This is a genomic window from Fimbriimonas sp. LA-C6, from assembly GCF_055398105.1.
Genome location: NZ_AP038796.1, coordinates 2,609,432 through 2,626,130, shown reverse-complemented (window position 1 = coordinate 2,626,130; position 16,699 = coordinate 2,609,432). Strand labels below are relative to the sequence as shown.

Here is a 16,699-nt window from a genome sequence, read left to right as displayed (position 1 = left end):
CTCGTCAACAGCACGAGGATAGTCTCTCTAAAAGACTCCAGATGAGATAAAACAAAAATAGGAAAGGAAGGGTCAACAAATCATGACGCAAGAGCAGGCAAATCAACTCGCCCACGAATGGATCCTCGCTTGGAACTCGCATGACCTAGACCGAATCACGCGGCACTACCACCCCGAGATCGAGTTCAGCTCCCCATTCGTGAACCGACTCATCGGAGATGCTCAAGGCAAAATCAGAGGCATAGAGGCCCTCCGTCAATACTTCGCCAAGGCGTTGGAGTCCTACCCAACCCTCCATTTCGAACTCAAAAACGTCTATGCCGGCGTGAGCAGCATGGTCTTGGAATACTACAGCGTGAACAACCTTCACGCTGCAGAAACCATGGAAGTCGACTCCAACGGACTCGTGCGCCGAGTCTCAGCGCACTACACTCAACGAATCAACCCTTAGGCAGCCGACTTCAGTTCGCCGTTCACGCGAACCTTCACCTTGTCCAGGTTCTTCCCTCGGACCTTCCACTTCGTCACGTGGCCATCCACCCACTCAAAGTCAACGGTATAGCCACCGTGTGCTTTCAGGCCCTTCACCGACCCGCGCGCCTTCCATGAACTCGGCACAGCCGGCATTAAGTGAATCTCACCAGGTCGGTTCTGCAAAAGCATCTCGGCCATCCCCGCAGTCCCACCAAAGTTGCCATCAATCTGGAACGGTGGGTGCAAGCAGAATAGGTTCGCCGCACCTCGCCCGATCAGCAGTTTGCACAACGTATTAGCATGGTCACCATCCAAAAGCCGTGCCCAGAAGTTCGTCTTCCAAGCCATCGACCACCCCGTGCTCTCGTCGCCCCGTCGCTCCAAAGTCACCCGCGCAGCCTTAGCCAACTCAGGGGTATTGATCGAATCGATCTGGTTGGAAGGATGCAAACCATATAGGTTCGAGGTGTGCCGGTGATGAGGCTCGGCCTCATCGTAATCCTCCAGCCACTCCATGATCTGACCATGCTTCCCAATCTGGGTCGGCGCCAACTTGGCACGCTTTGCCTCCAGCTCCGCTCGAAATCCTGCATCCTCACCCAAGATCTTGGAAGCCTCAATGGTATTCGAGAACAGCTCCCGAACAATCTGGTTATCCATCGTTGGCCCCATGCACGTGTTCAGCTGATCCCCGTTGGGCAGAACGTAAGCATTCTCCGGCGAGTTGGAAGGTGCCGTCACCAACCATCCATGCTTCGGCTCCTGCACCATCATGTCGCTAAAGAAGAGCGAAGCCTCCTTCAAAACCGGATACACCGATCTCAGATAATCCTTATCCAACGTGTACTGATAGTGCGCCCACAAGTGCCAACACAACCAGCCCCCACCCGAGCAGGTAGAACCCCAACTCGCGCCCTCACCCGGAGCCGTGTAACCCCAGGGATTGCTAATCACATGGCTCACCCAGCCGCGACTGTTGTAGTAAGCCTTGGCCGTCTTCTTGCCCGGCTCCACCAACGTCTTAATGAACCGAACCAGCGGTAAATGGCAATCAGAAAGGTTCGTCGCCTCAGCCAACCAATAGTTCATCTGAACGTTGATATCCAAATGCCAGTCGCCATTCCATGCCGTCTGATAGTCATCCGCCCAGATCCCTTGGAGGTTGGCAGGAAACGGACTATCCGGACGGGAACTGCAAATCAGCAGATAACGCCCGTACTGGAAGTACAGCGCCTGAAGATCCGGATCTTCCGACCCCTTGCTCATCGCCTTCACACGCTCAGGAGTCGATAAGGACGACTTCTCACTCTTAGGCAAGCTCAAACTCATGCGTCGGAAGAAGCTCTGATGGTCTTTCACGGACCGGCTCTTCAGTGAAGCATAGCTCCGCTTAGAGGCCGAATCAAGCTGCTTCAAAACCGACTTCAAAAACTCCTTGTCGCCCAGGTCCGTCCCCGCTGAGATCAGCAAAGTCACCGAATTGGCCTTCTGAATAGAAATCCCGCCAGCCCCAACCGTAACCGAGCCGCCCTCACAAACCGCCCGCAGCCGAGCCTGATACCGAACACCCTTACCATCTGGCTTGCCATTGTTCAGCTGACCACCCATCACAAAGTCGGTCCCCTCAACGGCATACTCAACCCGCTCCTTACGCGACAACTTCGCAAGCAGAGACAAACTCCCAGGTTTGTCCGCAGTCAGCCGGTAAACAATCACCTGATCCGGCCCACTCGCAAACACCTCGCGGCGATACTTGGTGCCCGACTGCTCGTAAGTAGTCGTAGTAATCGCCGTATCCAAATCAAGATCTCGGTGATACTGCACCACCTCAGAACCACCAGAAAGCTCCAACTGGAGATCGCCCAATGTCTGGTAGCAGCCAAAAGGAACGTCCTTTCCATTCCCACTGCCAGACCCCGCGCCCTTACAAAGAAAGTTCTCGTAAAGGAGCTCCTGGGCCTTCCGATTCTCACCCGCAAAAAGAAGCCGACGAATCTCCGGCAACACCTTGTACGCATTCTCGCGATCGTTGTCATCAGGCGACCCCGACCACATGGTCTGCTCATTCAACACAACCCGTTCCTGGGAAACGCCGCCAAACGGCATCGCCCCAAGCCGCCCGTTCCCAACCGGACAAGCCTCCAAGTAAGACTCCGCGGGCTTGGTAAACCACAAGTTCAAATTCGATTGCGCCTTGGCCGATGTGCTGCCAACCGCCACAACACAAACGCCTAAAAGAAGGGAGTGAAAGAGAGTCATCTTTGCCTAACTTGTGCTCTCCCGCACAGGAGGAACACAACAATACATAATAATCGCTTTCACCCACGAAAACAACACTCTTACTAAGGAGCTGAACTACCACTCAAAAAAGATGCTGTACCAAGGCGAACGTCGAGGCTCCATATGGAGCTCATAGAGAGAAAGCTGTTCCCAATCAGCCTCCTCAGAGCCCATCTCCTCCGCCTCAAGTCCAATCCACGACACATCCATAAAATTCCGCTTTTTGGAGAACATCCTGCTCTTCCAATGAGGATAAGCCCCGTCCTCAAATCTCACCGCTCCAATGTCTTTAGGAGAAGTCTCAGATAAAAAACCTTCAATCCTCTTATAGTCTCTAGAAGCAGGAAACAGGCTGGAACTCATCTTCAAATTGAACCATCCAAGGTCAAAGCGGTCCCCACCAACCTTCTTCGTGACCATAGGCCACCGATTCCGAATTACCGAAATCTCGCACTTCTTTCTCGCGCACCGATCCAGCAGCTTTGCAAGCAAGTGCATTTCCCCAGCATCAACATCGCCAAGCCGAAAGCAGTAGCTCTTACCTCGAAAGAATCGAATATAACGGTTAGCAGAAGCCAATGAATCAAACCTGTACCCCAGCTTCGGTTGGATTTGGCCCATCATAAGCACGCGGAAGCACAAGGCGACCAGCGGATATAACCACGGCCTAGAGGAAGAAAGGCGGACTCCTGTTACTGTAACACAGCCAGGATTTGGAACGCTCCGCAGGCTGCGCAAGCACCGCACAGCATCAACAAGCTTCACAAACCAAAATCGCTCACCGTCCAACTGAATTTCAGCTTCACACCTAATTCGCGAATAAACAATGAACCCATGTGGGGGAAGCGCAGCAACCAAAACATAAGCTTCTTCCAACTGATCAGTCGGACACACGAAAGTGAATCGTGGGTAAACCCATGCACCAGTTCCGACCGAAACAGGGCCAGAATACTCACGATTAAACGGCATGTATTCGATGACCCGGTCAGTCAAAACGAACAAACTCTTCTTTCGAAAAAATGCCTCCAAGTCCGTGACAGGTTCCAGATGAGCCATACTTATGCACTAAGATTACCTCTCGAATAGCAAGTACTATTTACCAGGTTCTTTATCCAGAAATGGATGGTCCCCAAACTTCTCAAGCACCTTAGGTTTAGGGAAAACCGGGTTCGACGGCTTCTTAAAAAGCTTCTTCTTGCTAGCCCCGGGGTTACCTTGATTTTGGACATTCCTATAACTATCGACAAGATCCCTTCGGTGCTTCAACTGGTTATAGGTTTCAAAGGATTTCTCTTTTAACACGTTCGAGATAAAGTCTGCGTCCACCAGATTCTGGGCGCGGTCATACCACCGCTTGGTAGATCGACCAACGGCGGTCGGCTCGTCAACATGCACATGACGCAAGTCAACGTGGTACCCCGCATCCTTCAACTGCTTCAGACGAAACTGGACATACTCGGGATTCGTACCCAGTGTCGACCAAATCAGATCCTCCCGATTGTGAATGGCGTGCTCGTGCAACTGATCCAAAATCTGCGCTGCTTCATTCCGCACACGGCCTAAGGCAGCACTCCGCGTATATTCAGGCAGCTCACGAGTAATGGCATCAAGATCAAGCAATCGGGCTCCAGGCCAGCGCAGGATCTCATTCGACACTGCAGTCGACTTACCAGAACCAGGCCGCCCTAAGACAATCGTCGCAACTGGCTGATCACCATAAGTACGCTCCTTTTGCGTGTACTCATCCTGCATCTTCTTCAAAAGCTTGGATCGTAGTTGGATACGCTCTGGCGTGTTGATATTGCTGGTCTGGTGAGCCTGCAATATTTCATCCAAACGCCGAGCCATCATGATGTGCTGCGAATCATAATGGGTCCTTACTTTCCCGAGATACTTCTTAAAGCGTAACTCCTTGCCAACTGGCTCCTTAATGGGAACTCCATGCCAGGAATTCTGCTCACGCATATCAAGCAGCTTCAGCATCTTGTACGACTGCGCAAGGGTCAACGCACCTCCCTTAACATCGGGTGACTCAGACATCGTCCGAAGCTCCTTCGCCGCCTTCAGGTAATTCCCTTCCTTGATTCCAACCTTCGCAGCATGCGAAAGCCCGTGCGCTAAAAATGCAAGATTAGCCCCTGCCAGCACCCGATCAACCGCACTCATGTCCTTGCCGAACGGGTTATTGGCCGCCACAAAGCCCTCTCCCATCTCACGCAGCATCTGCTCGGCACCAACCTCGCGAACCCGCTCGAAAGCTTTCGCGGCGTCGGCACCAGCCACAACGCCACCGGTCCCGAAGTACTTCATGAACTGATAGATCTTCTTGGAGTTCTCACTGGAACGCTGGATGTCTTCATCCTCAAGAACTTGCCCGGGCTTGTAGCCAATGCCACGACCCACCACCTCCTGCAAGATGTCAGGAAACAAGTCAAACGCAGAACCAACAGAGCTAAGCGCAATGCCGGTCGCGTCATCCGGCACAGAATCCGCCAGCCGCTGAGTAATCGGATCAAGACGATCCCCGGGTAAAGGCTTGTAGGGCCCAGTTGAAGTCCGCAACCAAAGATCCGAAATCAACTTACGGTTCTTGCGAAACTCACTCAAGGAAAGACCCATCTTGCTGGCAAGAATCTTCTCCGCAGCCTCAGTCGGAATCTGCGAGTCTCGGTGCTTGTCATACAAGGTCTTCTCCTTGTTCCTCATAGCCATGGACAGTTCGTCTAACCGAAAAGGAGTCGAGTCAACCACCCGTTGTGGGTGCAGGTTCATGTTCAGGTAGTTATATCGACCGGCCTTAGCCAATCCAAGCACCTGCTGAAAAGCCCTCGGGTCCTTCACCCCATGTCGGATCAAAGAGTCAAAATACTCCCGAACCACCTTTCGCCGATCAGGTCGAACCGGCCCCAACACGGCATCCGCGCCCTTCATAACCCGCTGCAACTTAGAATAAATGCCCTGCTCAACTTCCCAGTGACGCTTCGCAGCGGCGGCAGCTTCGGCTTGGCGCTTTCGGTAGAAAGCCATCGTCTCCTCAATAGTAGGAGCATGAGGCATGGCCAGACCACTCCCAAGCACGCTGAGGCTTGCTTGGGGATGCAACATCTCATCAAGAGTCCTCGGACGCACTTCAGGCAATCGAGGAACCCCTCTGGGCTTTCCACCCTGTTGGGCAGCCTGTTGACGAGCCTCCCGAGCATCTGCCTTGCGAAACTCATTCATGAGTCGCTCACCTTGCGCACCGCTCAAAGCCCCAAATACTTTCGCCAGCACCCCCGGCTCATGAGACTCTCTCCCCCCCACCGGACGCACCTGCTTCTTCACATAATTCGGATTGTAAGCCACTCAAATCACCTCTCGTAACGCACAAAAAAACCCGTCCTAGCCAAAGCTAGAACGGGCACAAAACCCAACTCAAATCAGACGAAGACCTACCCCACCCGAGACATCACCCATTCCCGAACACCAGAGGTCCGCTTCTCAGTCAACTCAGCCAACCCCCAAGCCACCCCAATCAATCCAGCCATCACCAAACCCAACCCACACACACCCCGAAAACTAGGCTGCCACCGCTCGCCAGTCCCAATCAACCAAGCCGCCAGGAAAATCAAAATTGGCATGTGAATCAAATAGAGAGTATAGGAAAACCCGGAAACCGTCTTAGCCGCCCGAGCCCAGATCGTGTTCGTTGTGCGACCGTCATCATGCAACAAAGTGTAAAGAAACACGCAGAACATCACGCCAACACCAAAATCACTGATCACAGCATTAGGTGCTTTAGCCTTAAGAATAGGCAGACTCACTAAAAACGCTGCTCCCGTCAAGAGTTGCAATGGAAGCAGATTCTTAACTTTCATTGGACGCAACAAGCACAACAGTGTGCCCATCAACCAAATTAGAAAGTATGTTGAAATGTTCTTGCCCACAAACAAGAGGATCAGGGCGCTCGCAAGGACCCATGCAGCGCGCTTAAATAGAGTTCCTTTGCTGAGATATGCTGTCACCAACATGGGGAAGACAACGTAATACCAGAACTCGTAACTTAAGCTCCAAAGTGGGGAGTCAGAGCCGAATGTCGGGACAAGGACTCCCTGTAAAAAGAATAGGTTGCCAAGACCGGCTACCCAAGTCAAATTATCTGATACTGGTTCTGGCGTAAAGACTCCGTATGTTGGCCCGCCATAAGTTCCAAGACTACCAAATAGCCGGAGTCCTTGCATATCGAGAATCGCCGTTATTAGCAATACAGGGACAAGAACTACGTACAAGCGGGTCAATCGATTTACCGCATAACTCTTTGTTGACCACTTGCCTTTTTGCTGCTGGTTAATTATCGATCCCGAAATTAAGAAGCCACTTAGAACAAAAAAAACTACCACAGCTTCGTGACCGTATCTCGAAATTGAATATAACGCCTTGACCAGAATCGAGTGACCCTGAGCTTTTCCAAAATCGACAAGGAAGAGTCCCTTGGCATGATAGAGAAGAACAGACAGTGCAGCTAAACCTCGAACAGCATCGAGACGTACTGAAGACATGGAGTCGTGAGCGCCAGCTTTCACGCTGGACAGTCTACTTGCAGCCTCGACAGGAACGGGACCATCTCAACGTAAGAACCGAGCAAAACATGAGTTCCTGACGACAAAAACAAAGTTCTCCGTACACGGCTCCCCAACCACCTCGTTCATCCGATCGCAAATAGTCCTTGCCCAATTGATGAATTTCTCAAATTGCTTGAAGAGTTTACGACGCCTTGTGAGAGTGCTGCCTGAATTCTCTGAACATACATAGGGGCGTAGTGAGAGCAACCCCTCGCACTTGGATGAGCACTTCCCTCCAGATTATACGGATTGATGCTTGAAGGAAGATCATTCGCTGATCCCAAGTCGACAAAGACGGAATTAGTGTCTCCCCAAGTCGCGTAAGCAGCGGCGATGTTGGACCTGGAAAAACCTCCAGGAGGAACGCATAGAACGATCTTAGATGTTGAAAGTGATGCCCTTATGCTTTGTAATGTGCTCAAAATGGATGCAGCACTCGGAGAGCCATTAGTTCCATGGAGGATTAAGACGTAGTCCGGCTGAGTTGCAAAAGATCGCACTTTGCCCGAATAGTGGTAGCCAAAAGCACTGCCCAAATTGGGAACGTTTCCAACCCCGCTGTTTGTCCACCCTTGCCCTTGGTATCCAATTATGCCAATTTCCCACTGCATTCCCTCAGCGATAAGTGAAACTAGTGATTGCGATCCATCAGAGCTAGAAACTGTTGACCCTGACGACAATAAACCGCAACCCTCTGCTATCGAATCTCCGTAAGCGAGACAGGTCTTTGTCTTAAGCGAAATCTGTCCACCAGGCGCCAAGCTCGTGGCAGAAGGATCGAGAATAAATCCTAAAAAGCAGAAACCGTCAGTGGGAATTGGAGGTTGGGTCTGAGCTGTCCAACGATTAATATGGTCAATTGCAGCAATCCAGAGTTGCACTGTATGGCTTCCTGCCGATAGACCACTTTGAAGCAGAACCCTCCCAGATGACGTAAGGTTTGTTGTTGTTAATGCAGAGTTGTCGATTGAGTAGACGAGCTTCGGGAATGACCCCATGATGTTTGTTGGGTCAAACAGCAAGGTCAAACTAGTGCCGGTAAATCCCACCTTTAGGTAGGCACCACCACAATCGGCATACGCCCGCGTATTCGAAGACAAATCCCAATTGAAAGGTGAGTAATAAAGGTTTGGGTCGCTAGGAGAAACCCATGACTCATTTGTGCTCGAGAAAGTTACAGAAGCTGGATCCACAAGGCCAGCGTTATTTGCTGTCGAGATTGACTTTTGGCCGACAGTAAGCGGAGAGTAGCGAAACGATTGCGGCGCTGCCGACGAAGCAAATGTCAAGATTGCAGGACTGAATGTGCCGCCTGCACCACTGTCTGATGGAGTAATAGTACAACTAATTGCTGATGAGGGAGTCACGACGAAAGCTCCAGAAACCCCTCCGCTAGCCCCACTACCAGCGGAGGCCACTAAAGTATATGCTGAAGCTCCCGAGTCAACCAACTGATAAACCCAAGAATTCCCTGGCAAAGTATCCTGCAATCGTATACCTGCATAGCCGATTTGAGTGATTGCTGTATCTACGACTTGACACTTAATCACACCATTAGCAAGCAAATTTATCGAGCTGCCGGACATGGAGAGAACAAGATTATAGGTGGTACCAACGGAAATGGATTCATTTAAAAAGGCGAGTTTACTTGTACTGCCACCGACTTTCTTGTAAATGGCCCATTGGCTTGCTGCCTTATCGTACACGCCCCAGTAGTAATTCACAAAAGAACTATCGCATCTACCAATAACTCCAAAATTGCCTGATGCGCCAGTGGAGTTCGCAAACACGACAGAGCATACAACTGAATAGTCTGCCCCTGTTGGAGCAGCGTCGTTATAGTACAAGTAATCTTTGCCCGCGCCAGGCGAGACTGCAACCAGTCCGGCATATGAACTGGCAGAGCCGACTTGTAAGAGGTTCGTTCCAGAAACATGCCACTGGCCGCCAGAGTTTGGACTATGCGCCGTTAATGTTGTTCCGTTAGTATCTGTAAACGTATCATGTAAAAAAGTCGCCATATCAGAAACTCATCTCCACAGCATTAAACGCCACCGTCCCACCCGTCGCCTGAACGTAAATCTCAACCCCCAGATCCACAGGCACATTCAAATTCCCACCCGGACCAATCACCCCGTTGTTCGAAACCCCAGAGATCGTCGGAGCCGCCGAATTCCGATTCACCAAATACACGTACAAACTGTTCGTCGAATCGTGATTCGTAATCAAAACGTTCGACCGACGCGTCGCCGCAACCGTCTGAAAAGCCTTCGCACCCGTCGTCGAAACCGTGTTCGACTCATTACGACCCACACTCACAAACCCATGAAACGGATAACTCATAACCAAACTCCTCCCATCACTTCAATCGCGAATACCGAGGCAGCAACCACTTGTAAAGCGCATAATCGCCCGGATCAACCGCAGCGTCCGGCGCCCGATAGCTGTGCCGCTCCATCAAGTCATCCCACTGCTTCCGGTAAATCCCACGAATCTGCTCCTCGGTTGGCGAAAAACTCCCCAAACCAAACGGCAGCTCATACCGCTCAGGCTTCAACCCAAGCAGACCACTCTCCACATAAGCGTTCCGATAAGCTGGATCCAACATCTGAGACTCCCGCAAAATCCCCGACAACACAGGCGAGCCAGCCTCATACCCATACCGCCGCAAAGTCCCATCCACCGCAGACTTAGCCCGAGCCTCACCCACATGCCACTCAGGCGAGTTCCGATACTTATCTCGTGAAGCAAACAACTTCTCAGCCTTGTCCGCCGCCTCACTCGAAGCATCCGCCTGCTCCCGATCCGCCGCCCCCTGCTTCGCAGCCATCCCAGCCCGCCCCAACAAAAGCCGCTGCCGCGCCAAATGCGCCGACATCGCCTGCTGGTTCATCTGCTCCACACGCTGCTGCTTCCCCTGGTGATATCCCTCCAGCAGAGATCCAAAATTCCGCAGCTTTTGCTCCGGCCGACCAAACACAAGCGAAAGCAGCCCAGGCACCGCCAACCGCTTAAGGTCCTCACCCCCATAGCTCAGCCCCTTTGCTTCCGGAGGCTCCACATTCGCCCGCTCAATATTCGCATTCGCAGCATCCTCATGCTGCTTCGCCGACCGAGTGTAAGCCTCAGCACCAGCCCGATACATCTTGTGAACAGGCTTCCCAAGCGCCATCAAATCAACAATGCTCACTCGTCACCCCCGCGCCGCCCATAAGCACCCGCAGCACCCAGCACGCCACCCAGACTTCCAAGCAAACCACCAAGCCCACCAGCCGCCTGCTCCCGAGCATTCTGCTGATGCCGCTGCTCCAAAGGACCAAACATCTGAGTCAACTGCTGAAAGCCAGCCGGAGTCTGCGCCATCTGAATCAACTGCTGCAAAGCACTCTGCCGCTGCATCTGACCCTCCGGCGAAGCCTGCAAACTCATCTGATTGTTCGCCGTCTGGTTCGCCGAATTCAAAGCCTGAATCCGAGCCCCCTGAACAGCCCCAATCCCACCACCAGCCGCACCCAACTGGTTCGCCGCCTGAGCAGCCTGGTCACTTGCCCCACCCACCAAAGCCTGTCGCAAAGCGTTGCTCTGCAACTGCTGCGCATAACTGCTCGATAGATTCCGAATCCCATCCAAAAGAGAACTCTCCCGAGTCCCCTCCACAGAATTCCCAAGCCCTATCGAAGACAAAAACCGAGGAGCCAAACCCACCGCAGCATGGTTAAAAACATCCCCCAAAACGTTATTCCCACGAACATCAATCCCAAGGCTCTTCCCATAATCGGAATAAGCCTGAGGATCAAACCCCCGCGATCCCCCAAGAATCGCAGAGGTGTTATTCGCATAAGGATTCAAACTGTTATTAGCCAAAACTAGACCTCCTCAATACCAACACCGCTTCAGCACGACCGCTGATAGCGTTAAAATCAAACATGATCGTCAACATCCCAGATTCCCTCCGCGACGAAGCCGCAGAAGCCGGTTACGAAGCACTCGAAGCAGCTGTCCACGATGCCCAGCAAATGATGAGCACCTATGGAGACCTAGACTTAGCCTACAAAGCAGTAACAAACCAGGGCCTTAGTCAAGACTTTGCAGCTTGGCTCGTTCCGCTAGTGCTGCACACTCAGGATCACATCGTCTTGAATGTTCCAAGGATCCCACTGGCAGTAACTGAAGAACTTGAAGTGAAGCAGCAATTCCAAAACGAGCGCGACACATACGTTAACAACGCCGGGGATGTCGTGGACCTTATCCTGGATACTACAAACGATCTATCCAACTTCTAAAAGCGCATCGTAACGTTTGGAAAGAACACCTAAGCCCCAGTAGCGCCCGAAACACCGGCAGGCACAACCTTCGCAATCATCCGAAACAAACGCGACCCCGAGGGCGCGCTCATCGTCACATCCAAACACCCGGTCAAAGCCCGCTCACCATCTCCGTCCGCCGGAGCACTCACCACCGAATGAGGCTTCCCGTCATCTGTCACATAGCCGCCCTTCGCCACCGCCTCGGCATTCGTCAAATCCAACAAAGTCCGATACCGCGAATTCGGCGACCGATAAACCCGATCAATCTGAACCGACCCAGCCCCAGCGTCCGCCACAAGCTGAACCGTCTCAATACTAATCGTCCCGTCAGACCCCGCCGTCCCAAGCTCCTTGGTCACCACCCTCATCGCAATCGTTCCCCCCAAATCATTCGATCCCTCCTCAAACGCATACAACCGCCCATCACTTCCCAAACTCAAAATCCGCTGCCCAGAGCCCGACCGGCTAGCGTCATACCAAACGGCCATCCGCTCCCCACTCACACTCCCCGGAAACAGATCCACCGACTCCCAGCCCTAAACAAACCAGGCTCACCAGTAGTGCAAAAGTTGATTCTTCAACTCATAAGAAATATCAAGCGCACCAATCAACGCCCCACCCCCCTACCTGAATAGAACAAAAACGAGCACCTTCTACTTGCAGTTCTAACCGGATTTCAAAACCACGGATAGTTAACAAGTCAACCACCCAACCCATCAACGTAAGTCCGCATCCTAGCCCGAGTAAAAACGGCTGTTAGGACAAACGAAACTGCTGTTGACTAACCAAGACAACCAACAAATCCCTTCAACAATGTCAAATCACGCGATCATGGCTCCTAGCACGACCACCAAATCCGCATCTAAACAGCTAGATCCAGTCCAAAATCAAAACGAAGACCCCGCACAATGTCTGAACTGAGCAAACCAAGAGGTCCCTCGAAAAAACTGCTTCCCGCTCCTCGTTACAACCGATAAAGCCACCCAAATCAACTACGATCTGCCCTCAAGAGATGAACAAATAGAAAGCCCCAATAAGCCCAATTGCCCCCAGACTCCGTCCCAGCGAAGGACAAGCGAACGCGCAGTCCTGGCAAAAAGACCACTCGCAATCCCCAAGTCCTATAACTCATAAGCCGGCAAACAACGTCCGAAAGCGTCAAGAAACCAAGGCAGGAGCAACGAGCACTCCCAGGCGCAATGCACAGCTTTAAACCAGGCTCAAGACGCCGCAAATGCACCACCACGGCTGGAACCACCACGGTCCCTTCCTCATCACAACAAACCACCGTCCCAAGGACGTCCCCTACAACCCACGCACGGAAAGCCCTAAAGGGGTGACGTCAGCCCAGGTCGGAGCGAAGCCCAGGCCTGGGAAAGCGCAGCTTAACCCCAGGGGCGAGGTGTCGCGGATATAGCACCAGGGCGGGATCGAAACAGTCCCTTCCTTTACAAAGACAATCCACTAACTCTAAACTCAGGTCACAACGACCATAAATGCAAATCCCAAGCCCCGAACGGGGCGCTCCGTCAGAGCGAAGGACGTAGTCCTGGAAACCAACCACCACAAACCCCAAGTGCTGAAAGCACGCTCCCCATCCCCTCCGAAGCATCCCAAAAGGGATGCCAGAAAGTAGCGGTGGCGTCGAAGACCCACCGATAGCTCCCACCTAGAACCGCACCCCGAAAGGGTGCCAGAAGCCTCCAACCCTCAACGACACCAAACCCCTCCGAGAGGTCCAACGGACCGGCATACGCAAACACCCTAACCATCCCTTCCGCTAAGAATGGCGCACCCCATCCCAGCGAAGGACGCAGTCCTGGTACCAACACGCTCCCCAACTCCCCCCAAACCACGTCCGGTAGCTCTGAAGGGGCGACCTATATCAGCCCAGTTCGCAGCGTCAGAACAGGGGCGGGGTGCAGCGAATGCAGCACCAGGGCGGGGACCATCACTGTCCCTTCCTTATAAAGACCTAGAAATCAGCCCATAAAGGGCGCTCCGTCCCAGCGAAAGACGCAGTCCTGGTAACCAAACCACCACAAACCTGAAGTGCTGAAACCACGGTCCAAATCACACCGAACGGTTCCCAGCCCAGAACGCTTCAACAACAAAACGAGGGCGGTATGCCCGGCACACGTAACAACAACCTACCGATCCATCCCCAACTTCCCCTCAATCCGGGATAACTTCGTCAAAATCGTCTCGTACCGCTCATTGGCCCGCGACGCCTGAGACTCCAACGCCTCCAACCGACGATCCTGCGCCGCATTCACCGCCTGATTCGTCCCATACGTCGCCCCGCCAGCAGCCACAGCCGCCAACAACGTCCAAACAAAAGGACCCCAAGCAGGAACGAGGCGTAAACCTCGCTCCTGCGCCTCCCGCTCACTCATAAAAACCCTCCTAACTCAAATGAGACTGCTTCTTCCAAGCCTCAGCCTTCGCATAAGTTGCCTTGTCAACCGTAGGCCACTCAATGTGATCCATATCCTTAAACTTCATCCAGTCCGCACCGCTCGTCAACCCGTGCACGTGCGCCAGATGCTGCAAATACCCAAAGAACCCGTTGTCGTCCCAATCAATCGAATCCCCCTTTCGCGGAACCAGGTCAGCCGCCATCCCAGTCTGGTGGTTCGAAGGTTTCTTAAACCCATCCTTATAGGTCACAACCTTCCCCTTGTCAACAATCTCACCAGCAGAGTTCCGCCCCTGCAACCACAAACTATGCTGGTACTCAGCCGACCTGAAACCCTCAACCAGCATCGCCTGATACCCAACCTTATGAACCGCACACCACTGGTTCAACTCATCAATAATCGCAACAACCTTTGCCCGAAAATCCGGATACAAGTGATTCAAATCTCGATCTGCCATGTCAATCTTCTCCTAAACGAATAAGCGCACCCCAAAGCATGGGATGCAACTATAATCTATCCCAAATCGGCAGGAACTGAGCCCATGACAATCAAGAGCACCTAAAACAAAATGGGTTCCTATGCATCACGCATAGGAACCCATGCAAATGGCAACAACTTTCAACTCAATTCAGTTCCCAAATCCCGAAAGAATCTCAAAATCAGGTTCAAAAATTCTTCGGAGAATGTCCACACAAAGCCGCCCGACGCCGAACAGCACGCGCATCCTCTAACTCTTCCTTCAAAGGCATCAGCGTTCCACGGCGATAATCCAACCAAGCACGATTCGCCAACTGCTGCAGCTCCCACAACTCCTGCTCTCGTGCCTGAACCTCCAAAAACCGCGCTTCCAAACTCTCCAACTCCAGAAGGCTCGGCACAACCACCATCTCTCGCAACAAACCGTTACTCATACCCACAATCATCAAACACACTTTGACGATTTGTCAATCATTCAGTCAAAATGCTTACGCGTAAGACCCTTAGGCGAGTACCAGGTCTTCTCAACACCATCGTCGTCCCGAATCACCCCCACCAACCGAGCAATCACGCCCCAACCATCCCCATCCGCAGGCTCACCATGCGCCGGATTAATCGGACGAAGAATCGGACGCATACGCTCCTCGTCATACGCCAACTCCTTAACCGTACACCCGTGATCCCCCTTCCGCTGAGCTAAAACAATCCGGCCATACATCGGATTGTTATCCATGTTCCAAATGGTCAAATCACCCGGCACCAAACACGGATAGCAACTGTCCCCCACCACATAAGCAGCAAACCGCTTGGGGCTTTCGAACTTAGCATCCACCTCAATGAACTCCTCAGAGTCCAAAGGCGCACCCCACTCACCCGCAGGAACCAGCCCCGCAACCGGAATCAAAGGACGCTTAAAAGAAACAGGCAACCGAGGACGATCAACATCAAATTGAGGAATCGCCTCCAACATACGAGTCCACATCTCCGAATCACTCGGAGACGCCGGATTCTCATCACGCAACCAGTTATGCACGTTCTGCTTGCTCGTACCAACTCGCTCAGCCAACCACGCATAGCTCAAATCAAACAGACCGAGCGCTTTCTTGATCTCCGCTCGTGGGTCACTCTTTGATGACATGACAAATCATAGCACACCTTTTTCAAAAATCTTTACGTTTTGTCAAACATGTATGTTATAGTGCATTCATTGATTGACGTTTTGTCAATTCAGGAGATTTTAGTATGCAATCAGGACAACCCGTCCGCATCTTCAAAGGCGCACAAGCAATCACGGGAAACTGGGTCTATAGCGGCCCATCCGTCACGTGCCCAAACAAATGTCTCGTCGAGTCAACAGATCAGCAGCAACCACTACTGGTATATCGCCGCTTCGTCGAGCCACTCGAAGACACCCAACCACCGGAGATCGATCCAGAAATCGCAGAATCCCTCTGGAAGCTTCTCAACTACGTCCAAACAACCTCCAAAAACACCAAAGGGGGAAACGCATGAAGCTCAACACAGACGACAGATTCGCCTTCACCATCATCTTCCTCTGCCTCGCTGGCTCAATCGCAACCTCCCAACTCGCAGCACACCTGCCGAAAAAACGGGACATCACAATCCAAATTCAGCCAGCAAGAACCACGCAAGACCACATGCGCAGTTTCGTCAGAAGAGCCGGGCTAGGCAAACCCATCGCAGACCAAGTGGACCAACTACTAGGAGCACAAATCAATGAGCCACGATAAACGAAACGATCGCCTCTCACAACCTGGCCCCCACTTCAAGGGCGAAACAGAACGAGTAGGCAAGTCAGTCCAACTCGTCCTCAAAAGAGCCGCCCGACGACTAGAAACCGAGTGGAACTACCCCCACTACACCATAGGCGATGCCGTCATGGAAGGATGCGACGGACAAGCACGAAGCATTATCAGCCGATCAAGAGCCATGGAAGAACTAAGACGCAGACTCGGTAAGTGCGTCATCGTCTGGGAAGAAAAGGCAACCAAAGCGCAAGTCCTAGCCCTCCTCAGAGGCGACTTCTAAACCCTACATGAAACGAAAAAAGAGGCGGCACGCTTGTCCCGGCGCCGCCCCAAATGGTCCCTTTTTCAGTGCTTGAGAGCATGGCGCTCAC

Annotated in this window: 19 protein-coding genes; 5 read left to right on the top strand and 14 right to left on the bottom strand. The window is 52.5% G+C overall.

Features of this window, described 5'->3' with window-relative positions; translation table 11 throughout:
• The first annotated feature begins 82 nt into the window (after nucleotides 1–82).
• Complete coding sequence (locus ACZ51B_RS12200; RefSeq protein ID WP_464293606.1) at nucleotides 83–451, top strand: nuclear transport factor 2 family protein; 369 nt, start codon at nucleotides 83–85, stop codon at nucleotides 449–451.
• Here ACZ51B_RS12200 and ACZ51B_RS12195 read toward each other — a convergent pair.
• The 8 genes from ACZ51B_RS12195 to ACZ51B_RS12160 all read right to left on the bottom strand — a co-directional run bounded on the left by ACZ51B_RS12195 (nucleotide 448) and on the right by ACZ51B_RS12160 (nucleotide 11,219).
• A complete protein-coding gene (locus ACZ51B_RS12195) occupies nucleotides 448–2,733 on the bottom strand; it encodes a glycoside hydrolase family 95 protein (protein ID WP_464293605.1) in 2,286 nt (761 codons plus the stop codon). The two genes, ACZ51B_RS12200 and ACZ51B_RS12195, sit on opposite strands and share 4 nt — an antisense overlap.
• A gap of 96 nt (nucleotides 2,734–2,829) precedes the next feature.
• Complete coding sequence (locus tag ACZ51B_RS12190) at nucleotides 2,830–3,810, bottom strand: hypothetical protein (RefSeq protein ID WP_464293604.1); 981 nt, start codon at nucleotides 3,808–3,810, stop codon at nucleotides 2,830–2,832.
• A 36-nt stretch (nucleotides 3,811–3,846) separates the two neighbouring features.
• Complete coding sequence (locus tag ACZ51B_RS12185) at nucleotides 3,847–6,078, bottom strand: zeta toxin family protein (RefSeq protein WP_464293603.1); 2,232 nt, start codon at nucleotides 6,076–6,078, stop codon at nucleotides 3,847–3,849.
• Nucleotides 6,079–6,185: 107 nt separating this feature from the next.
• Nucleotides 6,186–7,316, bottom strand: coding sequence for an acyltransferase family protein (locus tag ACZ51B_RS12180; RefSeq protein WP_464293602.1), 1,131 nt, complete (start codon nucleotides 7,314–7,316; stop codon nucleotides 6,186–6,188).
• 122 nt (nucleotides 7,317–7,438) lie between these two features.
• Nucleotides 7,439–9,376, bottom strand: coding sequence for a hypothetical protein (locus tag ACZ51B_RS12175; protein WP_464293601.1), 1,938 nt, complete (start codon nucleotides 9,374–9,376; stop codon nucleotides 7,439–7,441).
• Between the two features lies 1 nt (nucleotide 9,377).
• On the bottom strand, nucleotides 9,378–9,698 hold the full coding sequence (locus tag ACZ51B_RS12170; RefSeq protein ID WP_464293600.1) for a hypothetical protein: 321 nt from the start codon (nucleotides 9,696–9,698) through the stop codon (nucleotides 9,378–9,380).
• A 16-nt stretch (nucleotides 9,699–9,714) separates the two neighbouring features.
• Nucleotides 9,715–10,545, bottom strand: coding sequence for a hypothetical protein (locus ACZ51B_RS12165; RefSeq protein ID WP_464293599.1), 831 nt, complete (start codon nucleotides 10,543–10,545; stop codon nucleotides 9,715–9,717).
• Entirely contained in the window at nucleotides 10,542–11,219 is a 678-nt protein-coding gene (locus ACZ51B_RS12160; protein ID WP_464293598.1) for a hypothetical protein, read from the bottom strand. Before ACZ51B_RS12160 ends, ACZ51B_RS12165 begins: the two co-directional genes overlap by 4 nt.
• A gap of 62 nt (nucleotides 11,220–11,281) precedes the next feature.
• Between ACZ51B_RS12160 and ACZ51B_RS12155 the strand changes: the two genes are divergently transcribed.
• Complete coding sequence (locus tag ACZ51B_RS12155; protein ID WP_464293597.1) at nucleotides 11,282–11,638, top strand: hypothetical protein; 357 nt, start codon at nucleotides 11,282–11,284, stop codon at nucleotides 11,636–11,638.
• Between the two features lie 29 nt (nucleotides 11,639–11,667).
• Here ACZ51B_RS12155 and ACZ51B_RS12150 read toward each other — a convergent pair whose 3' ends face one another.
• The 6 genes from ACZ51B_RS12150 to ACZ51B_RS12125 all read right to left on the bottom strand — a co-directional run bounded on the left by ACZ51B_RS12150 (nucleotide 11,668) and on the right by ACZ51B_RS12125 (nucleotide 15,697).
• Nucleotides 11,668–12,186, bottom strand: a complete 519-nt coding sequence (locus ACZ51B_RS12150; RefSeq protein ID WP_464293596.1) for a hypothetical protein — start codon at nucleotides 12,184–12,186, stop codon at nucleotides 11,668–11,670.
• 1,005 nt (nucleotides 12,187–13,191) lie between these two features.
• Nucleotides 13,192–13,434 (bottom strand): hypothetical protein, encoded by a 243-nt coding sequence (locus ACZ51B_RS12145; RefSeq protein WP_464293595.1) that lies wholly within the window; start codon nucleotides 13,432–13,434, stop codon nucleotides 13,192–13,194.
• A gap of 378 nt (nucleotides 13,435–13,812) precedes the next feature.
• The gene (locus tag ACZ51B_RS12140; protein ID WP_464293594.1) at nucleotides 13,813–14,058 is read right to left on the bottom strand and encodes a hypothetical protein; all 246 of its coding nucleotides are present in this window, start codon (nucleotides 14,056–14,058) and stop codon (nucleotides 13,813–13,815) included.
• A 10-nt stretch (nucleotides 14,059–14,068) separates the two neighbouring features.
• Nucleotides 14,069–14,539, bottom strand: coding sequence for a M15 family metallopeptidase (locus tag ACZ51B_RS12135; protein ID WP_464293593.1), 471 nt, complete (start codon nucleotides 14,537–14,539; stop codon nucleotides 14,069–14,071).
• 208 nt (nucleotides 14,540–14,747) lie between these two features.
• The gene (locus tag ACZ51B_RS12130) at nucleotides 14,748–14,993 is read right to left on the bottom strand and encodes a hypothetical protein (protein ID WP_464293592.1); all 246 of its coding nucleotides are present in this window, start codon (nucleotides 14,991–14,993) and stop codon (nucleotides 14,748–14,750) included.
• A 41-nt stretch (nucleotides 14,994–15,034) separates the two neighbouring features.
• Nucleotides 15,035–15,697: a LexA family protein gene (locus tag ACZ51B_RS12125; RefSeq protein ID WP_464293591.1), complete on the bottom strand. Its 663-nt coding sequence runs from the start codon at nucleotides 15,695–15,697 to the stop codon at nucleotides 15,035–15,037.
• A gap of 104 nt (nucleotides 15,698–15,801) precedes the next feature.
• Here ACZ51B_RS12125 and ACZ51B_RS12120 point away from each other — a divergent pair, with 104 nt between their 5' ends.
• The 3 genes from ACZ51B_RS12120 to ACZ51B_RS12110 are packed head-to-tail and all read left to right on the top strand — an operon-like array spanning nucleotide 15,802 to nucleotide 16,608.
• On the top strand, nucleotides 15,802–16,071 hold the full coding sequence (locus ACZ51B_RS12120; protein WP_464293590.1) for a hypothetical protein: 270 nt from the start codon (nucleotides 15,802–15,804) through the stop codon (nucleotides 16,069–16,071).
• On the top strand, nucleotides 16,068–16,310 hold the full coding sequence (locus ACZ51B_RS12115) for a hypothetical protein (protein ID WP_464293589.1): 243 nt from the start codon (nucleotides 16,068–16,070) through the stop codon (nucleotides 16,308–16,310). The genes ACZ51B_RS12120 and ACZ51B_RS12115 overlap by 4 nt, the downstream gene beginning before the upstream one ends.
• Nucleotides 16,297–16,608 (top strand): hypothetical protein, encoded by a 312-nt coding sequence (locus ACZ51B_RS12110; protein ID WP_464293588.1) that lies wholly within the window; start codon nucleotides 16,297–16,299, stop codon nucleotides 16,606–16,608. Before ACZ51B_RS12115 ends, ACZ51B_RS12110 begins: the two co-directional genes overlap by 14 nt.
• Nucleotides 16,609–16,699: the final 91 nt, after the last annotated feature.